Annotated in this window: 15 protein-coding genes and 1 pseudogene; 13 read left to right on the top strand and 3 right to left on the bottom strand. The window is 61.3% G+C overall.

The window, feature by feature from the left end; all coding sequences use genetic code 11:
* Nucleotides 1-309: 309 nt before the first annotated feature.
* The 3 genes from map to dapC all read left to right on the top strand — a co-directional run bounded on the left by map (nucleotide 310) and on the right by dapC (nucleotide 5,169).
* Entirely contained in the window at nucleotides 310-1,092 is a 783-nt protein-coding gene (gene map / locus AABM52_RS05800; RefSeq protein ID WP_347910892.1) for a type I methionyl aminopeptidase, read from the top strand.
* A 41-nt stretch (nucleotides 1,093-1,133) separates the two neighbouring features.
* On the top strand, nucleotides 1,134-3,836 hold the full coding sequence (locus tag AABM52_RS05795; RefSeq protein WP_347910891.1) for a [protein-PII] uridylyltransferase: 2,703 nt from the start codon (nucleotides 1,134-1,136) through the stop codon (nucleotides 3,834-3,836).
* Nucleotides 3,837-3,972: 136 nt separating this feature from the next.
* A complete protein-coding gene (gene dapC, locus AABM52_RS05790; RefSeq protein WP_347910890.1) occupies nucleotides 3,973-5,169 on the top strand; it encodes a succinyldiaminopimelate transaminase in 1,197 nt (398 codons plus the stop codon).
* A gap of 9 nt (nucleotides 5,170-5,178) precedes the next feature.
* Here dapC and AABM52_RS05785 read toward each other — a convergent pair.
* A pseudogene (locus tag AABM52_RS05785) lies at nucleotides 5,179-5,406 on the bottom strand (Na+/H+ antiporter); the annotation flags it as partial.
* 222 nt (nucleotides 5,407-5,628) lie between these two features.
* Between AABM52_RS05785 and AABM52_RS05780 the strand changes: the two are divergent.
* The 4 genes from AABM52_RS05780 (at nucleotide 5,629) to AABM52_RS05765 (ending at nucleotide 8,754) form a co-directional block, all read left to right on the top strand.
* Entirely contained in the window at nucleotides 5,629-5,937 is a 309-nt protein-coding gene (locus AABM52_RS05780; protein WP_238538813.1) for an arsenate reductase, read from the top strand.
* Nucleotides 5,938-5,969: 32 nt separating this feature from the next.
* Entirely contained in the window at nucleotides 5,970-7,004 is a 1,035-nt protein-coding gene (dapD, locus tag AABM52_RS05775; protein ID WP_223458364.1) for a 2,3,4,5-tetrahydropyridine-2,6-dicarboxylate N-succinyltransferase, read from the top strand.
* A 143-nt stretch (nucleotides 7,005-7,147) separates the two neighbouring features.
* The gene (locus AABM52_RS05770) at nucleotides 7,148-8,353 is read left to right on the top strand and encodes a cysteine desulfurase (protein ID WP_347910889.1); all 1,206 of its coding nucleotides are present in this window, start codon (nucleotides 7,148-7,150) and stop codon (nucleotides 8,351-8,353) included.
* Nucleotides 8,350-8,754 (top strand): SufE family protein, encoded by a 405-nt coding sequence (locus AABM52_RS05765; protein ID WP_347910888.1) that lies wholly within the window; start codon nucleotides 8,350-8,352, stop codon nucleotides 8,752-8,754. The genes AABM52_RS05770 and AABM52_RS05765 overlap by 4 nt, the downstream gene beginning before the upstream one ends.
* 103 nt (nucleotides 8,755-8,857) lie before the next feature.
* Here AABM52_RS05765 and tcdA read toward each other — a convergent pair whose 3' ends face one another.
* Nucleotides 8,858-9,676 (bottom strand): tRNA cyclic N6-threonylcarbamoyladenosine(37) synthase TcdA, encoded by an 819-nt coding sequence (tcdA, locus tag AABM52_RS05760; RefSeq protein WP_046041104.1) that lies wholly within the window; start codon nucleotides 9,674-9,676, stop codon nucleotides 8,858-8,860.
* Nucleotides 9,677-9,940: 264 nt separating this feature from the next.
* On the opposite strand from tcdA, the gene AABM52_RS05755 reads away from it, so the two are divergent.
* The 4 genes from AABM52_RS05755 (at nucleotide 9,941) to AABM52_RS05740 (ending at nucleotide 15,183) form a co-directional block, all read left to right on the top strand.
* Nucleotides 9,941-12,532 carry a glycosyltransferase gene (locus AABM52_RS05755; RefSeq protein ID WP_347910887.1) on the top strand — a complete coding sequence of 864 codons (2,592 nt, stop codon included), beginning with the start codon at nucleotides 9,941-9,943 and terminating at the stop codon, nucleotides 12,530-12,532.
* Nucleotides 12,533-12,769: 237 nt separating this feature from the next.
* Complete coding sequence (gene dapE / locus AABM52_RS05750; RefSeq protein WP_347910886.1) at nucleotides 12,770-13,921, top strand: succinyl-diaminopimelate desuccinylase; 1,152 nt, start codon at nucleotides 12,770-12,772, stop codon at nucleotides 13,919-13,921.
* Nucleotides 13,921-14,730 (top strand): putative RNA methyltransferase, encoded by an 810-nt coding sequence (locus AABM52_RS05745; RefSeq protein ID WP_347910885.1) that lies wholly within the window; start codon nucleotides 13,921-13,923, stop codon nucleotides 14,728-14,730. Before dapE ends, AABM52_RS05745 begins: the two co-directional genes overlap by 1 nt.
* Nucleotides 14,731-14,805: 75 nt before the next feature.
* The gene (locus tag AABM52_RS05740; protein ID WP_008052800.1) at nucleotides 14,806-15,183 is read left to right on the top strand and encodes a hypothetical protein; all 378 of its coding nucleotides are present in this window, start codon (nucleotides 14,806-14,808) and stop codon (nucleotides 15,181-15,183) included.
* Nucleotides 15,184-15,319: 136 nt separating this feature from the next.
* Here AABM52_RS05740 and AABM52_RS05735 read toward each other — a convergent pair whose 3' ends face one another.
* Nucleotides 15,320-15,529, bottom strand: a complete 210-nt coding sequence (locus AABM52_RS05735) for a cold shock domain-containing protein (protein ID WP_007954750.1) — start codon at nucleotides 15,527-15,529, stop codon at nucleotides 15,320-15,322.
* A 236-nt stretch (nucleotides 15,530-15,765) separates the two neighbouring features.
* On the opposite strand from AABM52_RS05735, the gene plsB reads away from it, so the two are divergent.
* Together plsB and AABM52_RS05725 are read left to right on the top strand one after the other, a co-directional pair.
* A complete protein-coding gene (plsB, locus tag AABM52_RS05730) occupies nucleotides 15,766-18,270 on the top strand; it encodes a glycerol-3-phosphate 1-O-acyltransferase PlsB (protein WP_347910884.1) in 2,505 nt (834 codons plus the stop codon).
* A 51-nt stretch (nucleotides 18,271-18,321) separates the two neighbouring features.
* On the top strand, nucleotides 18,322-18,723 hold the full coding sequence (locus AABM52_RS05725) for a YbaY family lipoprotein (protein ID WP_347910883.1): 402 nt from the start codon (nucleotides 18,322-18,324) through the stop codon (nucleotides 18,721-18,723).
* Nucleotides 18,724-18,727: the final 4 nt, after the last annotated feature.

Below are 18,727 nucleotides of genomic sequence, written 5' to 3'. Positions count from 1 at the left end.
ACTGAAGGCACCCAGGTCATCGTGTCGACACGTGTGTGGATTTAGGCTTTACGGGACATCCCCGGAAAGCGGCGCATTTTATATCACAAGACAGGGCAAAACGGAACCCGGATTCTGAAATCCTGGCGAGCGCTTTGCTCCATACCTTGGAATCAGCCAAGAATGCACCATTCTATAGAGAGAAGCGATGCACACAGGCGCAGATTTGCGCTGATCGTCTGGTAGAATCGCATTTTTCAGGGCCGCGAAGTTCGATCGCGCAATGCCCTTTCCGTTTAGAAAGCGCCGCCTGGCGCAGAGAGAGCCTGTATGACCGTCACCCTCAAAACCCCCGAGGATATCGCCAAAATGCGTATCGCCGGCAAACTGGCCGCCGATGTGCTGGAAATGATTGCCGAATACGTCAAGCCGGGCGTTACCACCGATCAACTGAACCAGATCTGCCACGACTACATCGTCAATGAGCAGAAAGCCATCCCTGCCCCGCTCAACTACAAGGGCTATCCGAAGTCGATCTGCACGTCGATCAACCATGTGGTCTGCCACGGCATCCCGAACGACAAGCCGCTCAAGGATGGCGACACCCTGAACATCGACGTCACCGTCATCAAGGACGGTTTCCACGGCGACACCAGCCGCATGTTCCACGTGGGCAGCGTGCCGGTCTGGGCCGAGCGCCTGTCCCAAGTGACCCAGGAATGCATGTACAAGGCGATCGAGATCGTCAAACCCGGCTGCCGCCTGGGCGACATCGGCGAAATCATCCAGAAGCACGCGGAAAAGAATGGCTTCTCGGTGGTTCGCGAATTCTGCGGCCACGGTATCGGCAAGGTGTTCCACGAAGAGCCGCAGATCCTGCACTACGGCCGCGCTGGCACCGGCATGGAACTCAAGGCTGGCATGACCTTCACCATCGAGCCGATGATCAACCAGGGCCGCGCCGACACCAAGGTTCTGGGCGACGGTTGGACCGCGATCACCAAGGACCGCAAGCTCTCGGCACAGTGGGAACACACCCTGCTGGTGACCGAAACCGGTTACGAGATCTTCACCCTGCGCGGCGATGACACCATCCCTCGCGTTTCGGCCTGATCCCGTTACCGTACATCGCCTATAGAAAGGAAAGCCAATCGATGCCGCAGGTGGATCCAGAACTCTTCGACCGCGGCCAGTTCCAGGCTGAACTGGCCCTGAAGGCAAGCCCGATCGCGGCCTTCAAGAAGGCGATCCGCCAGGCCCGCGAGGTGCTCGATACGCGCTTTCGCAACGGCCGGGACATTCGCCGGCTGATCGAGGATCGCGCCTGGTTCGTCGACAACATCCTGCAAAAGGCCTGGGAGCAGTTCAGTTGGAGCGAGGACGCCGACATCGCGCTGGTCGCGGTCGGCGGCTACGGCCGTGGCGAATTGCACCCTTACTCCGATATCGATTTGCTGATCCTGCTGGACAGCGCCGACCACGAGGTTTTCCGCGATTCCATCGAGCGTTTTCTGACGCTGTTGTGGGACATCGGCCTGGAGGTCGGTCAGAGTGTTCGCTCGGTCGACGAATGTGCCGTCGAGGCCCGCGCCGACCTGACGGTCGTCACCAACCTGATGGAAAGCCGCACCATCGCCGGCCCCGAGCATCTGCGCCAGCGCATGCTGGACGTCACCGGCACCGGGCACATGTGGCCGAGCAAGGACTTCTTTTTGGCCAAGCGTGCCGAACAAAAGGCTCGCCACCACAAGTACAACGACACCGAATACAACCTGGAACCCAACGTCAAAGGCTCCCCCGGCGGCCTGCGGGATATCCAGACGATTCTGTGGGTGGCCCGTCGCGAGTACGGCACCCTGAACCTGCGGGCGCTGGCCGGGGAAGGATTCCTCGTCGAGAGTGAAAACGCCCTGCTCGCCTCCTCCCAGGAGTTCCTGTGGAAGGTTCGCTATGCCCTGCACATGCTGGCCGGGCGCTCCGAAGACCGCCTGCTGTTCGATCACCAGCGCACCATTGCCGGGCTGCTGGGTTTCAAAGGCGACGACGCCAAGCAAGCCATCGAAAACTTCATGCAGCAGTATTATCGGGTGGTCATGAGCATCGCCCAGCTCAGCGACCTGATCATCCAGCACTTCGAGGAAGTTATCCTCGCACCGGAAGACGAATCACCACCGCAGCCGATCAACTCGCGCTTCCAGTTGCATGACGGCTACATCGAGGCACGCAACGACAACGTTTTCCGCCGCACCCCGTTCGCCATGCTCGAAATCTTCGTGCTGATGGCCCAGCAGCCGGAAATCAAGGGCGTACGCGCCGACACCATTCGCCTGCTGCGGGAACACCGCCACCTGATCGACGACGACTTCCGCAACGACATTCGCAACACCAGCCTGTTTATCGAATTGTTCAAATGCAAGATCGGCATCCACCGCAATCTGCGGCGCATGAACCGTTACGGCATCCTTGGGCGCTATCTGCCCGAATTCGGTTTCATCGTCGGGCAAATGCAACACGACCTGTTCCACATCTATACGGTCGACGCCCACACCCTGAACCTGATCAAACACCTGCGTAAGTTGCAGTACACCCAGGTGTCGGAAAAATTCCCGCTGGCCAGCAAAACCATGGGCAAACTGCCCAAGCCCGAGCTGATCTACATGGCCGGCCTGTACCACGACATCGGCAAAGGCCGGCACGGCGATCACTCGGACATCGGTGCCGTGGACGCCGAGGCCTTTTGCCAGCGTCATCAACTGCCTACGTGGGACAGCCGCCTGATCGTGTGGCTGGTGCAAAACCACCTGGTGATGTCGACCACCGCCCAGCGCAAGGACTTGTCCGACCCACAGGTGATCCATGATTTCGCCCAGATCGTCGGCGACGAAACCCGCCTCGACTACCTGTATGTGCTGACCGTCTCCGACATCAACGCCACCAACCCGACCCTGTGGAACTCCTGGCGCGCCAGCCTGCTGCGCCAGCTCTACACCGAGACCAAGCGTGCCCTGCGTCGCGGCCTCGAGAACCCGGTGGATCGCGAAGAGCAGATCCGCCAGACCCAGAGCGCCGCCCTGGATATCCTGGTGCGCGGCGGCACCGACCCAGACGACGTCGAGCAGTTGTGGGCGCAACTGGGTGATGACTATTTCCTGCGCCACACCGCTGGCGATGTCGCCTGGCACAGTGACGCAATCCTCCAGCAACCGGCCGACGGCGGGCCACTGGTGCTGATCAAGGAAACCACCCAGCGCGAATTCGAAGGTGGCACGCAGATCTTCATCTATGCCCCGGACCAGCACGACTTCTTTGCCGTGACCGTGGCCGCGATGGACCAGCTCAACCTGAACATTCACGACGCCCGGGTCATTACCTCCAGCAGCCAGTTCACCCTCGACACCTATATCGTGCTCGACACCGACGGCGACTCGATTGGCGATAACCCGGCGCGGGTCAAACAGATCCGCGAGGGCCTGACCGAAGCCCTGCGCAACCCGGACGACTACCCGACCATCATCCAGCGCCGGGTGCCGCGTCAGCTCAAGCATTTCGCATTTGCGCCACAGGTGACGATCCACAACGACGCCCAGCGCCCGGTGACGGTGCTGGAACTCACGGCGCCCGACCGCCCGGGCCTGCTGGCGCGGATTGGCACGATCTTCCTGGAGTTCGACCTGTCGTTGCAGAACGCCAAGATCGCCACCCTCGGCGAGCGCGTGGAAGACGTGTTCTTCATCACCGACGCCAACAATCAGCCGTTGTCCGACCCGCTACTGTGCAGCCGTCTGCAGGATGCGATCGTCGAACAACTGAGCGTCAACCAGGAACCTGACATCAAACTGTCGCACATCAGCATCTGAACTAAACAATTTTCCCCTGTGGGAGCGGGCTTGCTCGCGAAAGCGGTGTGTCAGTCAACACACACTTCACTGATACACCGCTTTCGCGAGCAAGTCGGATCGCCGCACCGCCGCTCCCACATTGAACGAGGCCACCATGAACAACGCTCTGTCCCAGCTCCAGCCCTACCCGTTCGAGAAACTCCGCGCCCTGCTCGGCAGCGTGACGCCAAACCCGGACAAGCGTCCGATCGCGTTGTCCATCGGCGAGCCGAAACACCGTTCGCCAAGCTTTGTCGCCGAGGCCCTGGCCAGCAATCTGGAAAAAATGGCCGTGTACCCGACCACGCTCGGTATCCCGGAGCTGCGTGAAGCCATCGCGGCATGGTGCGAGCGTCGTTTCGATGTTCCAAAAGGCTGGATCGATCCGGCGCGCAACGTGCTGCCAGTCAACGGCACTCGCGAAGCGCTGTTCGCCTTCACCCAGACCGTGGTCAACCGTGGCGATGACGCGCTGGTGGTCAGCCCGAACCCGTTCTATCAGATCTACGAAGGCGCGGCATTCCTCGCCGGGGCCAAGCCGCACTACCTGCCATGCCTGGACGAAAACGGTTTCAACCCGGATTTCGACGCCGTGTCGCCGGACATCTGGAAACGCTGCCAGATCCTGTTCCTGTGCTCGCCAGGCAACCCGACCGGCGCATTGATTCCAGTGGAAACCCTGAAAAAGCTGATCGCCCTGGCCGACGAATACGACTTCGTGATTGCCGCCGATGAGTGCTACAGCGAGCTGTACTTCGACGAACAAACCCCACCGCCAGGCCTGCTCAGTGCCTGCGCGCAACTGGGTCGCAAGGACTTCAAGCGTTGCGTGGTGTTCCACAGCCTGTCCAAGCGTTCGAACCTGCCGGGCCTGCGTTCGGGTTTTGTGGCCGGTGACGCCGACATCCTCAAGGGCTTCCTGCTCTACCGCACCTACCACGGCTGTGCAATGCCGGTTCAAACCCAACTGGCCAGCGTCGCTGCGTGGAATGACGAAGTACACGTACGCGCCAACCGTGCGCTGTATCGCGAGAAGTTCGATGCGGTGCTGGAAATCCTCAGCCCGGTGCTGGACGTACAGCGTCCGGATGGCAGTTTCTACCTGTGGCCGAATGTCGCCGGTGACGACGCTGCGTTCTGCCGCGATCTGTTCGAGCAGGAGCACGTGACCGTGGTGCCGGGTTCTTACCTGTCGCGGGACGTCGATGGCGTCAACCCGGGGGCCGGGCGCGTGCGCCTGGCGCTGGTTGCGCCGTTGGCAGAATGTGTCGAGGCTGCCGAACGTATTCGTGCGTTCATCCAGCGTCGGTAAGAGCCAGGTTCACTTCACCTGGCCAAGCTTGGCCTCACTCAAGTCCAACTCCCCCAACACCTCACGCAACACGTCATCACCAATCTGGTGATGACAACTGAGGCTGTACAACTCCAGGCGCTGCGCCCGCAGCGCCTTCAAGCGCAAGCGCCGTTCCAGCAAGTCCATCTGAAAGGCCAGGGCCTGGGCTTCAGCGGAGTCGTTGAACACCTCCAACTGATGTCGCTATTCGGACATGTTCCCGGACGCCTTGAAGTGCCATATTAGCCGCTTAGACTACCGGTGGCCCTTGCACCTATATCGCACCCGGACCGCGCCAATCCCACAGGTTTTGCGTTTTAACTCAATGCACATGGCATAATCCGTCACCTTAATATTTACGGCACCTGCAAAGGGGGCAATTCCTTGACCGTTTCAAGCAAAACGTTGCACCTTTTCGGCATCAAAGCCTGCGACACCATGAAAAAGGCGCGCACCTGGCTCGATGAACACGCTGTCAGCTATGACTTTCATGATTACAAGGCGGTCGGTATCGACCGTGAACACCTGACCCAATGGTGCAACGAGCACGGCTGGGAAGTGGTGTTGAACCGTGCAGGCACGACCTTTCGCAAGCTCGACGACGAACGCAAAGCCGATCTCGACCAGACGAAAGCCATCGAACTGATGCTCGCACAACCCTCGATGATCAAGCGCCCGGTGCTCGATCTCGGTGACCGAACCCTGATTGGCTTCAAGCCAGATATCTACGCGGCCGCGCTCAAGTAAGCAGCCCGTTCAATTTTGTTAGAGGTATACACATGTCCACTACCCTGTTCAGCCTGGCCTTCGGCGTCGGCACTCAAAACCGTCAAGGCGCATGGCTGGAAGTGTTCTACGCCGCCCCGGTCCTCAAGCCATCGGCTGAAGTCCTCGCCGCTATCGCACCGATCCTGGGCTACACCGAAGGCAATCAGGCCATCGCGTTCAGCACCGCCCAGGCCTCGCAACTGGCTGAAGCCCTGAAAAGCGTCGACGCTGCCCAGGCTGCCCTGCTGACCCGTCTGGCCGAGAGCCACAAGCCGCTGGTTGCCACCTTGCTGGCTGAAGACGCCCAGCTGTCGTCCACCCCTGAGGCCTACCTCAAGCTGCACCTGCTGTCCCATCGCCTGGTCAAGCCACACGGCCTGAACCTGGCCGGGATCTTCCCATTGCTGCCAAACGTGGCCTGGACCAGCCAGGGCGCAGTCGACCTTAGCGAACTGGCCGAACTGCAACTCGAAGCCCGCCTGCGCGGCGAGTTGCTGGAAGTGTTCTCGGTGGACAAGTTCCCGAAAATGACCGACTACGTGGTTCCGGCCGGCGTGCGTATCGCTGACGCTGCGCGTCTGCGCCTGGGCGCTTACGTGGGCGAAGGCACCACTGTGATGCACGAAGGTTTCATCAACTTCAACGCCGGCACCGAAGGCCCGGGCATGATCGAAGGCCGCGTATCCGCTGGCGTATTCGTCGGCAAGGGTTCGGACCTGGGCGGCGGCTGCTCGACCATGGGCACCCTGTCGGGCGGCGGCAACATCGTGATCAAGGTTGGCGAAGGCTGCCTGATCGGCGCCAACGCCGGTATCGGTATCCCGTTGGGCGACCGCAACACCGTCGAGTCGGGCCTGTACGTGACCGCCGGCACAAAAGTCGCGCTGCTGGACGAGAACAATCAACTGGTCAAAGTGGTCAAGGCCCGTGAACTGGCCGGCCAGCCGGACCTGCTGTTCCGTCGCAATTCGGAGACCGGTGCCGTGGAATGCAAAACCCACAAATCGGCCATCGAACTGAACGAAGCGCTGCACGCTCACAACTAAGTGCCGCAGGCACCTGTGGGAGCGACGGTGCGACGATTCGACTTGCTCGCGATGCTTTTTGGCGGCCTTACGGACGCCATCGCGAGCAAGCTCGCTCCCACAAGGTCCGGTGTACATCCGCCCAAGTTCACAGGGCTGAACACATGATGATTCTCTCTCCCTGGCGTGCCGATTTTCCGGCCATCGCCGCCCTGCAACGGCAAGACCAGACCTATCTGGACAACGCCGCCACCACGCAAAAACCTCAAGCCCTGCTCGATGCCCTGGCACACTACTACGCCAACGGCGCGGCCAACGTGCATCGGGCGCAGCATTTGCCCGGCGCCCACGCCACCCAGGCGTTCGAGGACAGCCGCCGCAAAGTCGCGCAATGGCTCAATGCCGGCGATTGCGGGCAGATCATCTTTACCCACGGCGCGACGTCCGCGCTGAATCTCCTGGCCTATGGCCTGGAACATCTTTTCAATCCGGGCGACGAGATTGTCATCAGCGCCCTGGAGCATCACGCCAACCTGCTGCCGTGGCAGCAACTGGCGCACCGTCGCGAGTTGAAACTGGTGATTCTGCCGCTGGATGCCGACGGCGTGATCGACCTCGAAGCCGCCGCCGGCCTGATCGGCTCGCGCACACGCCTGTTGGCCGTCAGCCAGTTGTCCAACGTGATTGGCGCATGGCAGCCGCTGCCTGAATTGCTGGCACTGGCCAAGGCTCACAACGCCCTGACCGTGATCGACGGCGCCCAGGGCGTGGTCCATGGCCGCCACGACGTGCAAGCGTTGGGCTGCGATTTTTATGTGTTCTCCAGCCACAAGCTTTACGGTCCCGACGGGTTGGGTGTGCTGTTCGGGCGTAATGAAGCGCTACAACAGCTACGTCCCTGGCAGTTCGGCGGTGAAATGGTGCTCGATGCCAATTACCACGACGCACGCTTTCGCCCGGCACCGCTGGGTTTCGAGGCCGGGACGCCGCCGATTGCCAGTGTGATTGGTCTGGGAGCGACCCTGGATTACCTCGCCGGGCTCGATCAGAACGCCGTGTCCGCCCATGAAGCCGCGCTGCATGCCTGCCTGCTCAAGGGCCTGGAGGCGCGCAACGGTATTCGCCTGCTGGGCAAGCCGCAAGTGGCGCTGGCCAGTTTCACCGTCGAGGGTGTGCATAACTCCGATCTCGCGCATTTGCTGACCGAACAAGGGATCGCGGTGCGTGCCGGCCATCACTGCGCCATGCCACTGCTCAAGCGCTTCGAACTGGCCGGAGCCATTCGGGTGTCGTTGGCGCTGTACAACGATTCCGAAGACCTGGAGCGGTTCTTTGAAGCCCTGGATCAGGCGCTGGAGCTATTGCGATGAACCTGCCTGCCGATGCCGTCACGGCACTCGAGACCTTTCAGAAAGCAGCCGGCTGGGAACAACGCGCACGCCTGTTGATGCAATGGGGCGAGCGTCTGCCGGCCTTGAGTGATACGCAGATGTGCGATGCCAACCGGGTGCACGGCTGTGAAAGCCAGGTATGGCTGGTGGGCGAGTTACGCGATGGCCATTGGCAATTCAGCGCCAACAGCGATGCGCGGTTGATTCGCGGGTTGGTGGCGTTGCTGCTGGCGAGGGTCAACGCCTTGTCCGCGGCCGAGTTGCAGCAGGTGGATTTGCCGGACTGGTTCAATCAGTTGGGGCTGGGACGGCAGTTGTCCGAGTCCCGCAGTAATGGCTTGAATGCGGTGCTTCAGCGGATGCGGGAGTTAGCTCAATAAAGGGACTGCTACGCAGTCCATCGCGAGCAGGCTCGCTCCTACAGGATCACCGAAATCCCTGTGGGAGCGAGCTTGCTCGCGATGAGGCCTTCAGCCACACCGACTAAACCTGCGGCTTGACCCGTTCCGCCGGCCGCCGCACACCCGCCACAATCTTGTCCACAGCCTTGGTCGCCGCGACCATGCCGAAAGTCGCCGTCACCATCATCACTGCGCCAAACCCGCCGGCACAATCGAGCTTCACCCCATCACCGACAAAACTCTTCTGCAGGCAAATGCTGCCGTCCGGTTTCGGGTAGCGCAGTTGCTCGGTGGAAAACACGCACGGCACGCTGTAATGGCGGGTCACGGTGCGTGAGAAGCCGTAGTCGCGACGTAGCGTGGAACGCACTTTCGAAGCCAACGGATCGTTGAACGTGCGATTGAGGTCGCAGACCTGGATCAACGTCGGGTCAATCTGCCCGCCCGCGCCGCCGGTGGTGATGATCTGGATCTTGCGCCGCTTGCACCAGGCGATCAGTGCGGCCTTGGCGTTGACGCTGTCGATGCAGTCGATCACGCAGTCGATGTTCGGCGTGATGTACTCGGCCATGGTGTCGCGGGTAACGAAGTCAGGCACCGCATGCACCGTGCAGTCCGGGTTGATCCCGCGCAGACGCTCGGCCATCACCTCGACCTTGGGCTTGCCCACCGTGCTGTCCAGCGCGTGCAACTGGCGGTTGGCGTTGCTGACGCAGACGTCGTCGAGGTCGAACAGTGAAATCTCGCCCACGCCACAACGGGCCATGGCTTCCGCCGCCCAGGAACCGACGCCACCAACGCCGACGATCGCCACGTGGGCCGCTTTCAGGCGCTCAAGGCCTTCGATGCCATACAAACGGGCGATGCCGGCAAACCGCGGATCTTCTGTACTCATGACCATTACCCCAAAAACCGGCGCGCATTATAGGGCCGTCGGCGCGCAAGAGCATCATTGCGCTATGAACGGGCAACATCCACGAAAACTACATCGAACAAAGATTTGCCCTACACGCTCTAAAGGAAGAACTTAAACCGACTTGGATTGCCCAATGTCCGGCAATTCCCTGTTCGCTGTACGACCAGAGAATGCCCGGTGTAGGATGCGCGCCCCTTGGCGACCGCCAACCGTTCCTTCGTTCCACAGTCTTTGGAACCCGAAATAACTATGTCATCGCGTAAATTTGGACTCAACCTGGTCGTGGTGCTCGCCATCGCTGCCTTGTTTACCGGCTTCTGGGCGCTGATCAATCGCCCGGTCACCGCCCCCAACTGGCCTGAACAGATCTCCGGTTTCTCGTACTCGCCATTCCAGCAGGGCCAGTTCCCGCAGAAGGACCAGTTCCCGACCGACGATCAAATGCGTCGCGACCTGGAGATCATGAGCAAGCTGACGGACAACATCCGCATCTACTCGGTCGATGGCACCCTGCAAGACATCCCGAAACTGGCGGAAGAGTTCGGCTTGCGGGTGACCCTGGGGATCTGGATCAGCCCGGATCAGGAGCGCAACGAACGGGAAATCACCCGCGCCATTGAAATCGCCAACTCCTCGCGCAGCGTGGTTCGTGTGGTGGTGGGCAACGAGGCGATTTACCGCAAGGAAATCACCGCCCAGGAACTCAGCGTCATGCTTGATCGCGTGCGTGCCGCCGTGAAGGTGCCGGTGACGACGTCCGAGCAGTGGCACGTCTGGGAAGAACACCCGGAACTGGCCAAGCATGTCGACCTGATCGCTGCGCACATCCTGCCTTACTGGGAATTCGTCCCGATGGACAAGGCCGGGCAGTTCGTCCTCGACCGCGCCCGCGACCTGAAAAAAATGTTCCCGAAAAAGCCGCTGCTGCTGTCCGAAGTGGGCTGGCCGAGCAACGGCCGCATGCGCGGTGGCGCCGATGCCTCCCCGGCGGACCAGGCGATTTACCTGCGAACCCTGGTCAACAAGCTCAACCGCCAGGGCTTCAACTACTTCGTGATCGAAGCGTTTGACCAGCCGTGGAAAGCCAGCGACGAAGGTTCCGTCGGCGCCTATTGGGGTGTGTTCAACGCCGCGCGCCAGCAGAAGTTCAACTTCGAAGGCCCGGTGGTGGCGATTCCGCAATGGCGGGTACTGGCGGTCGGCTCCGTGGTACTGGCGCTGTTGTCCCTGACCCTGCTGATGATCGACGGCTCGGCCCTGCGTCAACGCGGCCGGACCTTCCTGACCTTCACCGCGTTCCTCGGTGGTTCGGCACTGGTGTGGATCGGTTACGACTACAGCCAGCAATACAGCACCTGGTTCAGCCTGACGGTAGGCTTCTTGCTCGCCCTCGGTGCGCTTGGGGTGTTTATCGTGTTGCTGACCGAAGCCCACGAACTGGCCGAGACCGTCTGGACCCACAAACGTCGGCGTGAATTCCTGCCCGTGGTAGGCGATTCGGACTACCGCCCGAAAGTGTCGATTCACGTACCCTGCTACAACGAGCCACCGGAGATGGTCAAACAGACCCTCAACGCCCTGGCCAACCTCGATTATCCGGACTTCGAAGTCCTGATCATCGACAACAACACCAAGGACCCGGCGGTCTGGGAACCGGTGCGCGACTATTGCGAAACCCTCGGCCCACGCTTCAAGTTCTTCCACGTGGCCCCGCTGGCCGGCTTCAAGGGCGGCGCGCTGAACTACCTGATCCCGCACACCGCCAAGGATGCCGAAGTCATTGCCGTGATCGACTCGGACTACTGCGTCGACCGCAACTGGCTCAAGCACATGGTGCCGCACTTCGCCGACCCGAAAATCGCTGTGGTGCAGTCGCCGCAGGATTACCGCGACCAGAACGAAAGCACCTTCAAAAAGCTCTGCTACGCGGAATACAAGGGCTTCTTCCACATCGGCATGGTCACCCGCAACGACCGCGACGCGATCATCCAGCACGGCACCATGACCATGACCCGTCGCTCGGTGCTCGAAGAACTGGGCTGGGCCGACTGGTGCATCTGTGAAGACGCCGAACTGGGCCTGCGGGTATTCGAAAAAGGCCTGTCGGCAGCGTATTACCACACCAGCTACGGCAAAGGCCTGATGCCCGATACCTTCATCGACTTCAAGAAACAGCGTTTCCGCTGGGCCTACGGAGCGATCCAGATCATCAAGCGCCACACCGCCAGCCTGCTGCGCGGCAAGGACACCGAGCTGACCCGTGGCCAGCGTTACCACTTCCTCGCGGGCTGGTTGCCGTGGGTGGCGGACGGCATGAACATCTTCTTCACCGTCGGCGCACTGTTGTGGTCGGCGGCAATGATCATCGTGCCGCAACGGGTCGATCCGCCGCTGCTGATTTTCGCGATCCCGCCATTGGCGCTGTTCGTGTTCAAGGTCGCCAAAATCATCTTCCTCTACCGTCGTGCGGTCGGGGTCAATTTGAAGGATGCGTTCTGCGCGGCGCTGGCCGGTCTGGCGTTGTCCCACACCATCGCCAAAGCGGTGCTGTACGGCTTCTTCACCAGCAGCATTCCGTTCTTCCGTACGCCGAAGAATGCCGACAATCACGGCTTCTGGGTGGCGATTTCGGAAGCCCGGGAAGAGATGTTCATCATGCTGCTGTTGTGGGGCGCGGCCTTGGGGATCTTCCTGGTGAACGGCATGCCGAGCAACGACATGCGTTTCTGGGTGACCATGTTGCTGGTGCAGTCGTTGCCGTACCTGGCGGCGCTGATCATGGCGTTCCTGTCGTCACTGCCGAAACCGACCGCCGAGCCTGAAACGGCACCTGTCGTCTAAATCTCTGCGGATGCACTAAACGGCGGCCAATGGTCGCCGTTTTGCTTTAAGATAAGCGCCATTTTGCGGGGCTTGGCGGCATGCGGTTTCCAACCGAACCCGAGACCTGTGGGAGCGAGCCTGCTCGCGAATGCGTTGTCACAATCAATGTTTATGTTGACTGACACGCCGCTTTCGCGAGCAGGCTCGCTCCCACATTCAACCCCAAGCTCATATTCCATGATTCCGGAGTTTTCCATGACGGCCCTCGCCGACCTTTCGCCGACCCTCCAACTCGCCATCGACCTGATCCGCCGTCCGTCCGTGACGCCGATCGACGCCGATTGCCAGAAGCAGATGATGCAGCGCCTGGGCGATGCCGGTTTCACCCTGGAACCGATGCGCATCGAAGATGTGGATAACTTCTGGGCCACCCACGGCCAGGACGACGGTCCGGTGCTGTGCTTCGCCGGCCACACCGACGTGGTCCCGACCGGCCCGGTGGCGGCTTGGCAGATCGAACCGTTCAACGCGCTGATCGACGAACACGGCATGCTCTGCGGCCGTGGCGCCGCCGACATGAAAGGCAGCCTCGCCGCCATGACTGTCGCCTCCGAGCGTTTTGTCGCCGACTACCCGAATCACAAGGGCAAGGTCGCCTTCCTGATCACCAGCGACGAAGAAGGCCCGGCGCACCACGGCACCAAGGCCGTGGTCGAACGCCTCGCCGCGCGCAAGGAACGTCTGGACTGGTGCATCGTCGGCGAACCGTCGAGCACCACCCTGGTCGGTGACGTGGTCAAGAACGGCCGTCGCGGCTCCCTCGGCGCCAAGCTGACCGTGCACGGTGTGCAGGGCCACGTGGCCTATCCGCACCTGGCCAAGAACCCGATCCACCTCGCGGCCCCGGCCCTGGCCGAACTGGCCGCCGAGCACTGGGACCACGGCAACGATTTCTTCCCGCCCACCAGTTTCCAGATCTCCAACGTCAACTCCGGCACCGGTGCGACCAACGTGATCCCGGGTGACCTGGTGGCGGTGTTCAACTTCCGCTTCTCCACCGAGTCCACCGTCGAGGGCCTGCAGAAGCGCGTCGCCGACATCCTCGACAAGCACGGCCTGGACTGGCATATCGACTGGGCGCTGTCCGGCCTGCCGTTCCTCACCGAACCGGGCGCGCTGCTCGACGCGGTGTCGGTGAGCATCAAGGACATCACCGGTCGCGACACCAAGGCGTCCACCAGCGGTGGTACCTCCGATGGCCGCTTCATCGCGACCATGGGCACCCAAGTAGTTGAACTGGGCCCGGTCAACGCGACCATCCACCAGGTCAATGAACGCGTGCTGGCCGCCGATCTCGATGTGCTGACCGAGATCTACTACCAGACCCTGATCAAGTTGCTCGCCTGATGCTTGCGTGCCCGATCTGCAGTGAGCCGCTCAATGCGGTGGACAACGGCGTGGCCTGCCCCGCCGGGCATCGTTTCGACCGCGCGCGCCAGGGTTACTTGAACCTGTTGCCGGTACAGCACAAGAACAGCCGTGACCCTGGGGATAACCAGGCGATGGTCGAAGCCCGCCGAGACTTTTTGAACGCCGGGCACTACGCCCCGGTGGCCAAGCGTCTGGCGGAGCTGGCTGCTGGTTATGCACCGCAGCACTGGCTGGACATCGGATGTGGCGAGGGTTACTACACCGCGCAAATCGCCGAGGCCCTGCCAGATGCCGAGGGCTATGCCCTGGACATCTCCCGGGAAGCGGTCAAACGCGCCTGCAAACGCAACCCGCAGCTCACCTGGTTGATCGCCAGCATGGCGCGGGTGCCGTTGGCTTCCGGCAGTTGCCAGTTCCTGGCCAGTATCTTCAGCCCGCTGGATTGGGAAGAAGCCAAGCGCCTGCTCAGTGTTGGCGGTGGCTTGATGAAAGTCGGACCGACCAGCGGCCACCTGATGGAACTGCGCGAGCGGCTGTATGACGAAGTCCGCGAGTACATTGACGACAAGCATCTGGACCTGGTGCCGGAAGGCATGGCACTGGCGCACAGCGAGACGCTGACGTTCAAGCTGACGCTGGACAAGCCGCAGGACCGCGCCAACCTGCTAGCGATGACGCCCCACGGCTGGCGTGCCAGTGCCGAGCGCCGGACAGCGGTTATCGAACAGGCCGAGCCGTTCGAGACCACCGTATCAATGCGCTACGATTATTTCGTTCTTCAATAACTTTTGGTTCCGGGCGAGTGCCCGAAACCGGCTAAATCCGCGAATGGATTTTTCAGACCCGCAGTGAGGACATCCATGCGCCAACCCGATATCGAGATTTACCTGAAAGACGCCGACGTCGACCACAAGGCCATTTCCGCCTGGCTCGGCGCGGCATTGGGCCCGTGCACCGATTGGGTCCAGAAGGGCCAGACCTACAAGTGCAAGGCCGGCAACGTGCCAGTGACCTGGCTGCCAAAAGCCGTCGGCAAATGGAACAGTCTGTACCTGGAAAGCGACCAGACCCCGTGGGACGACGACATCGCCTGCGCCCGCGCCGCGTTTGCCGCGCTGAACGTGGAAGTGCGTTGCGCACCGGGCACCTGGGTCGAGGAAGAGGGTGAGGAAACAGCCGACCGCTGGATTCGCATCAGCGTTGATGGTGAAGAAGAAATCACCTGGAAAACCGCGTAAAAGCCTATACACCAAACCTGTGGGAGCGAGCTTGCTCGCGATAGCGAACTTACATCCAACATCTACGTTGGCTGAAAGGACCTCATCGCGAGCAAGCTCGCTCCCACAGTGTTTTTGGGTGTTCTGAAGACTTTGGTTACAGACCTACAACATCCTCAGCCTGCAACCCCTTCTGCCCTTCCACCACCGCGTATTCAACCTGCTGGCCTTCGGTCAGTGAACGGTGTCCCTCACCGCGAATCGCGCGGTAGTGCACGAACACGTCCACCCCGTCCTCGCGCTGAATGAAGCCGTAGCCCTTGGCGTCGTTGAACCACTTCACATTGCCGGTTTCGCGTGTTGCCATTTGTTCATACTCCCTTTTTATTATTGGTCGGGCTTTTCGCAGGAAAGCCTCGGGAACATCAGCCTGCGCATACCGGTCCCATGAGGGCAACGGCGACAGAGCGCCGAGTATATGACAGACGTTAAAACTCTCAACAGGAGTTTACTTACGCGCTTTTTTGCCGATTTTCGACGAATCCGGCACACTATCGGCCTCCCGAGCAAACGCTCGGTTTTATTCACTCACGCAGAAGCCGTATGACCCGCTCCCCGTTCCGCCGTCTTGTGTTTGGCACCCTGCGCCGACTGTTGTACCTCTGGGTTCGCTCCGAGACGATCAACCAGTCGTCGTTCACCCTCAACCTCGACCGCAGTCGTCCGGTGTTCTACGTCCTGCAAAACCCTTCGCTGACCGACCTTGCCGTGGTCGATACCGAATGCAGCAAGGCCGGCCTGCCACGCCCGGTGCTGCCGGTATCGGTGGGCAACCTGCTGGAGCCTGCCGCGTTCTTCTACCTGACGCCCGACCCGGACTGGCTCGGCCGCCAGGACAAGCGCGGCGCACCGCCGACACTGACCCGCCTGGTCAGCGCCCTGAGCCAGAACGCCGCCGAAGATGCGCAGATCATTCCAGTCAGCGTGTTCTGGGGCCAATCACCGGACAGCGAAAACAGCCCATGGAAACTGCTGTTCGCCGACAGCTGGGCCGTTACCGGGCGCTTGCGCCGATTGCTGAGCGTCATCGTGCTGGGCCGCAAGACCCGCGTGCAGTTCTCCGCGCCGATCCACCTGCGCGAACTGATCGAACACGACAAGGGCCACGAGCGCACCGTGCGCATGGCCCAGCGCATCCTGCGGGTGCACTTTCGCAACCTGAAGGCCGCGGTGATCGGCCCGGACATTTCCCACCGTCGCAACCTGGTCAAAGGCCTGCTCAACCAGCCACAGGTCAAACAAGCGATCCTCGACGAAGCCGAGCGCGAGAACATCTCGCCGGAGAAGGCCAAAGCTCAAGCGCTGCGCTACGGCAACGAAATCGCCTCGGACTACACCTACACTGCGATCCGTTTTATGGAAGTGGTGCTGAGCTGGTTCTGGAACAAGATCTACGACGGCATCAAGGTCAATCACATCGAAGGCGTGCAGAAGGTCGCCCAGGGTCACGAAGTGATCTACGTGCCGTGCCACCGCAGCCACATCGACTATCTGCTGCTGTCCTACCTGCTGTTCCGTAACGGCCTGACCCCGCCGCACATTGCTGCCGGCATCAACCTGAACATGCCGGTGATCGGCGGCCTGCTGCGTCGCGGCGGCGCGTTCTTCATGCGTCGCACATTCAAGGGCAACCCGCTGTACACCTCGGTGTTCAACGAATACCTGCACACCCTGTTCACCAAGGGCTTCCCGGTGGAGTACTTCGTCGAAGGTGGCCGTTCGCGCACCGGGCGCATGCTGCAACCGAAGACCGGGATGCTGGCAATCACACTGCGCAGCTTCCTGCGTTCGTCGCGCATGCCCATCGTCTTCGTGCCGGTGTACATCGGCTACGAGCGCGTGCTGGAGGGCCGGACCTACCTCGGCGAACTGCGCGGTGCGGCCAAGAAGAAAGAGTCGATCTTCGATATTTTCAAAGTCATCGGCGCGCTCAAACAGCGCTTCGGCCAGGTGGCGGTGAACTTCGGCGAGCCGATCAAGCTGGCGGAGTTCCTCGACGGCGAGCAGCCGGACTGGCGCCAACAGGAACTCGGCCCGCAGTTCAGACCCGCCTGGCTCAACGAAACCACCAACCGCCTCGGCGAGAAAGTCGCCCGGCATCTGAACGAAGCGGCGGCGATCAACCCGGTCAATCTGGTGGCACTGGCGCTGCTGTCGACCACCCGACTGGCGCTGGATGACCGGGCCATGGCGCGGGTGCTGGATTTGTACCTGGCGCTGCTGCGCAAGGTCCCCTATTCGCCGCACACCACCTTGCCGGAAGGCGATGGCCGGGCGCTGATCGAGCACGTGAAAGACATGGACCTGCTGTCCGAGCAGAGCGATGCGTTGGGCAAGATCCTGTATCTGGACGAACAGAACGCCGTCCTGATGACCTACTACCGCAACAACGTGCTGCACATCTTCGCACTGCCGGCGCTGCTGGCGAGCTTCTTCCAGAGCGCCTCGCGCATGAGCCGCGAACAGATCCTGCGCTACACCCGCGCGCTGTACCCGTACCTGCAAGCGGAACTGTTCATTCGCTGGTCGCTGGACGAACTGGATGCGGTGATCGATCAGTGGCTGGAAGCCTTCGTCGAACAAGGCCTGCTGCGTTTCGAAAACGACGTGTACCTGCGCCCGGCGCCCAGCTCGCGGCATTTTGTGCTGCTGACCTTGCTGTCGAAAAGCATCGCCCAGACCTTGCAGCGCTTCTACATGACCGTGTCCCTACTGCTCAACAGCGGCCAGAACAGCATCAGCGCCGAAGAACTGGAAGACCTGTGCACGGTCATGGCCCAGCGCCTGTCGATCCTGCATGGCCTGAACGCCCCGGAATTCTTCGACAAGAGCCTGTTCCGCCACTTCATCCAGACCATGCTCGACCTCGACGTGCTCAAGCGCGATGAAACGGGCAAGCTGAGCTATCACGAACTGCTCGGTGAACTGGCCGAAGGCGCGGCCAAGCGCGTATTGCCGGCGGAGATTCGTTTGTCGATCCGTCAGGTTGCGCTGCATCGCAGTGAAGATGCCGCCGACCAGGCCGCCCCACCTGTACAAAGCGTCTAGATTGATCAGGGCGCCAGTCGGTTCTGGCGCCCTCGATACGGAGATTTACCGATGACAAAACTGCCCCTGATCGCAGCCGCCGTCCTGCTGACAGCCTGCCAGCACCCGACACCGGCGCCCAAGGCCTCCCTCGATGGCGAAGTCTTCTACCTGCAACGCATCGCCCTGCCACCGACGGCGGTCCTGAGCGTCAGCCTGCAGGACATCTCACTCGCCGATGCCCCGGCGAAGGTCATCGACGAACAGCGCGGCCAGGTCAAGGGCCAGGTGCCCCTGGCCTTCCACCTCAGCTACGACCCGCTGAAGGTAGAGCCCAACCACCGTTACTCGGTGAGTGCGCGTATCGAAGTCGACGGCAAACTGATGTTCATCACCACCGAGAATCATGCCGTACGCCTGGACGGCACCGATCCACAACCGCTGAAGGTCCGTGTCGACCCGGCCCGCTACTAAATGT

It is taken from the genome of Pseudomonas grandcourensis, from assembly GCF_039909015.1.
Taxonomy (GTDB): domain Bacteria; phylum Pseudomonadota; class Gammaproteobacteria; order Pseudomonadales; family Pseudomonadaceae; genus Aquipseudomonas; species Aquipseudomonas grandcourensis.
The sequence above is the reverse complement of the archived record's forward strand: the minus strand, read 5'-3'. Positions and strand labels throughout refer to the sequence as shown.

Coding starts and splice junctions, on each gene's coding strand:
- map (WP_347910892.1), top strand. CDS start 310: ATGACCGTCACCCTCAAAACCCCCGAGGATATCGCCAAAATGCGTATC.
- AABM52_RS05795 (WP_347910891.1), top strand. CDS start 1,134: ATGCCGCAGGTGGATCCAGAACTCTTCGACCGCGGCCAGTTCCAGGCT.
- dapC (WP_347910890.1), top strand. CDS start 3,973: ATGAACAACGCTCTGTCCCAGCTCCAGCCCTACCCGTTCGAGAAACTC.
- AABM52_RS05780 (WP_238538813.1), top strand. CDS start 5,629: ATGAAAAAGGCGCGCACCTGGCTCGATGAACACGCTGTCAGCTATGAC.
- dapD (WP_223458364.1), top strand. CDS start 5,970: ATGTCCACTACCCTGTTCAGCCTGGCCTTCGGCGTCGGCACTCAAAAC.
- AABM52_RS05770 (WP_347910889.1), top strand. CDS start 7,148: ATGATGATTCTCTCTCCCTGGCGTGCCGATTTTCCGGCCATCGCCGCC.
- AABM52_RS05765 (WP_347910888.1), top strand. CDS start 8,350: ATGAACCTGCCTGCCGATGCCGTCACGGCACTCGAGACCTTTCAGAAA.
- tcdA (WP_046041104.1), bottom strand. CDS start 9,676: ATGGTCATGAGTACAGAAGATCCGCGGTTTGCCGGCATCGCCCGTTTG.
- AABM52_RS05755 (WP_347910887.1), top strand. CDS start 9,941: ATGTCATCGCGTAAATTTGGACTCAACCTGGTCGTGGTGCTCGCCATC.
- dapE (WP_347910886.1), top strand. CDS start 12,770: ATGACGGCCCTCGCCGACCTTTCGCCGACCCTCCAACTCGCCATCGAC.
- AABM52_RS05745 (WP_347910885.1), top strand. CDS start 13,921: ATGCTTGCGTGCCCGATCTGCAGTGAGCCGCTCAATGCGGTGGACAAC.
- AABM52_RS05740 (WP_008052800.1), top strand. CDS start 14,806: ATGCGCCAACCCGATATCGAGATTTACCTGAAAGACGCCGACGTCGAC.
- AABM52_RS05735 (WP_007954750.1), bottom strand. CDS start 15,529: ATGGCAACACGCGAAACCGGCAATGTGAAGTGGTTCAACGACGCCAAG.
- plsB (WP_347910884.1), top strand. CDS start 15,766: ATGACCCGCTCCCCGTTCCGCCGTCTTGTGTTTGGCACCCTGCGCCGA.
- AABM52_RS05725 (WP_347910883.1), top strand. CDS start 18,322: ATGACAAAACTGCCCCTGATCGCAGCCGCCGTCCTGCTGACAGCCTGC.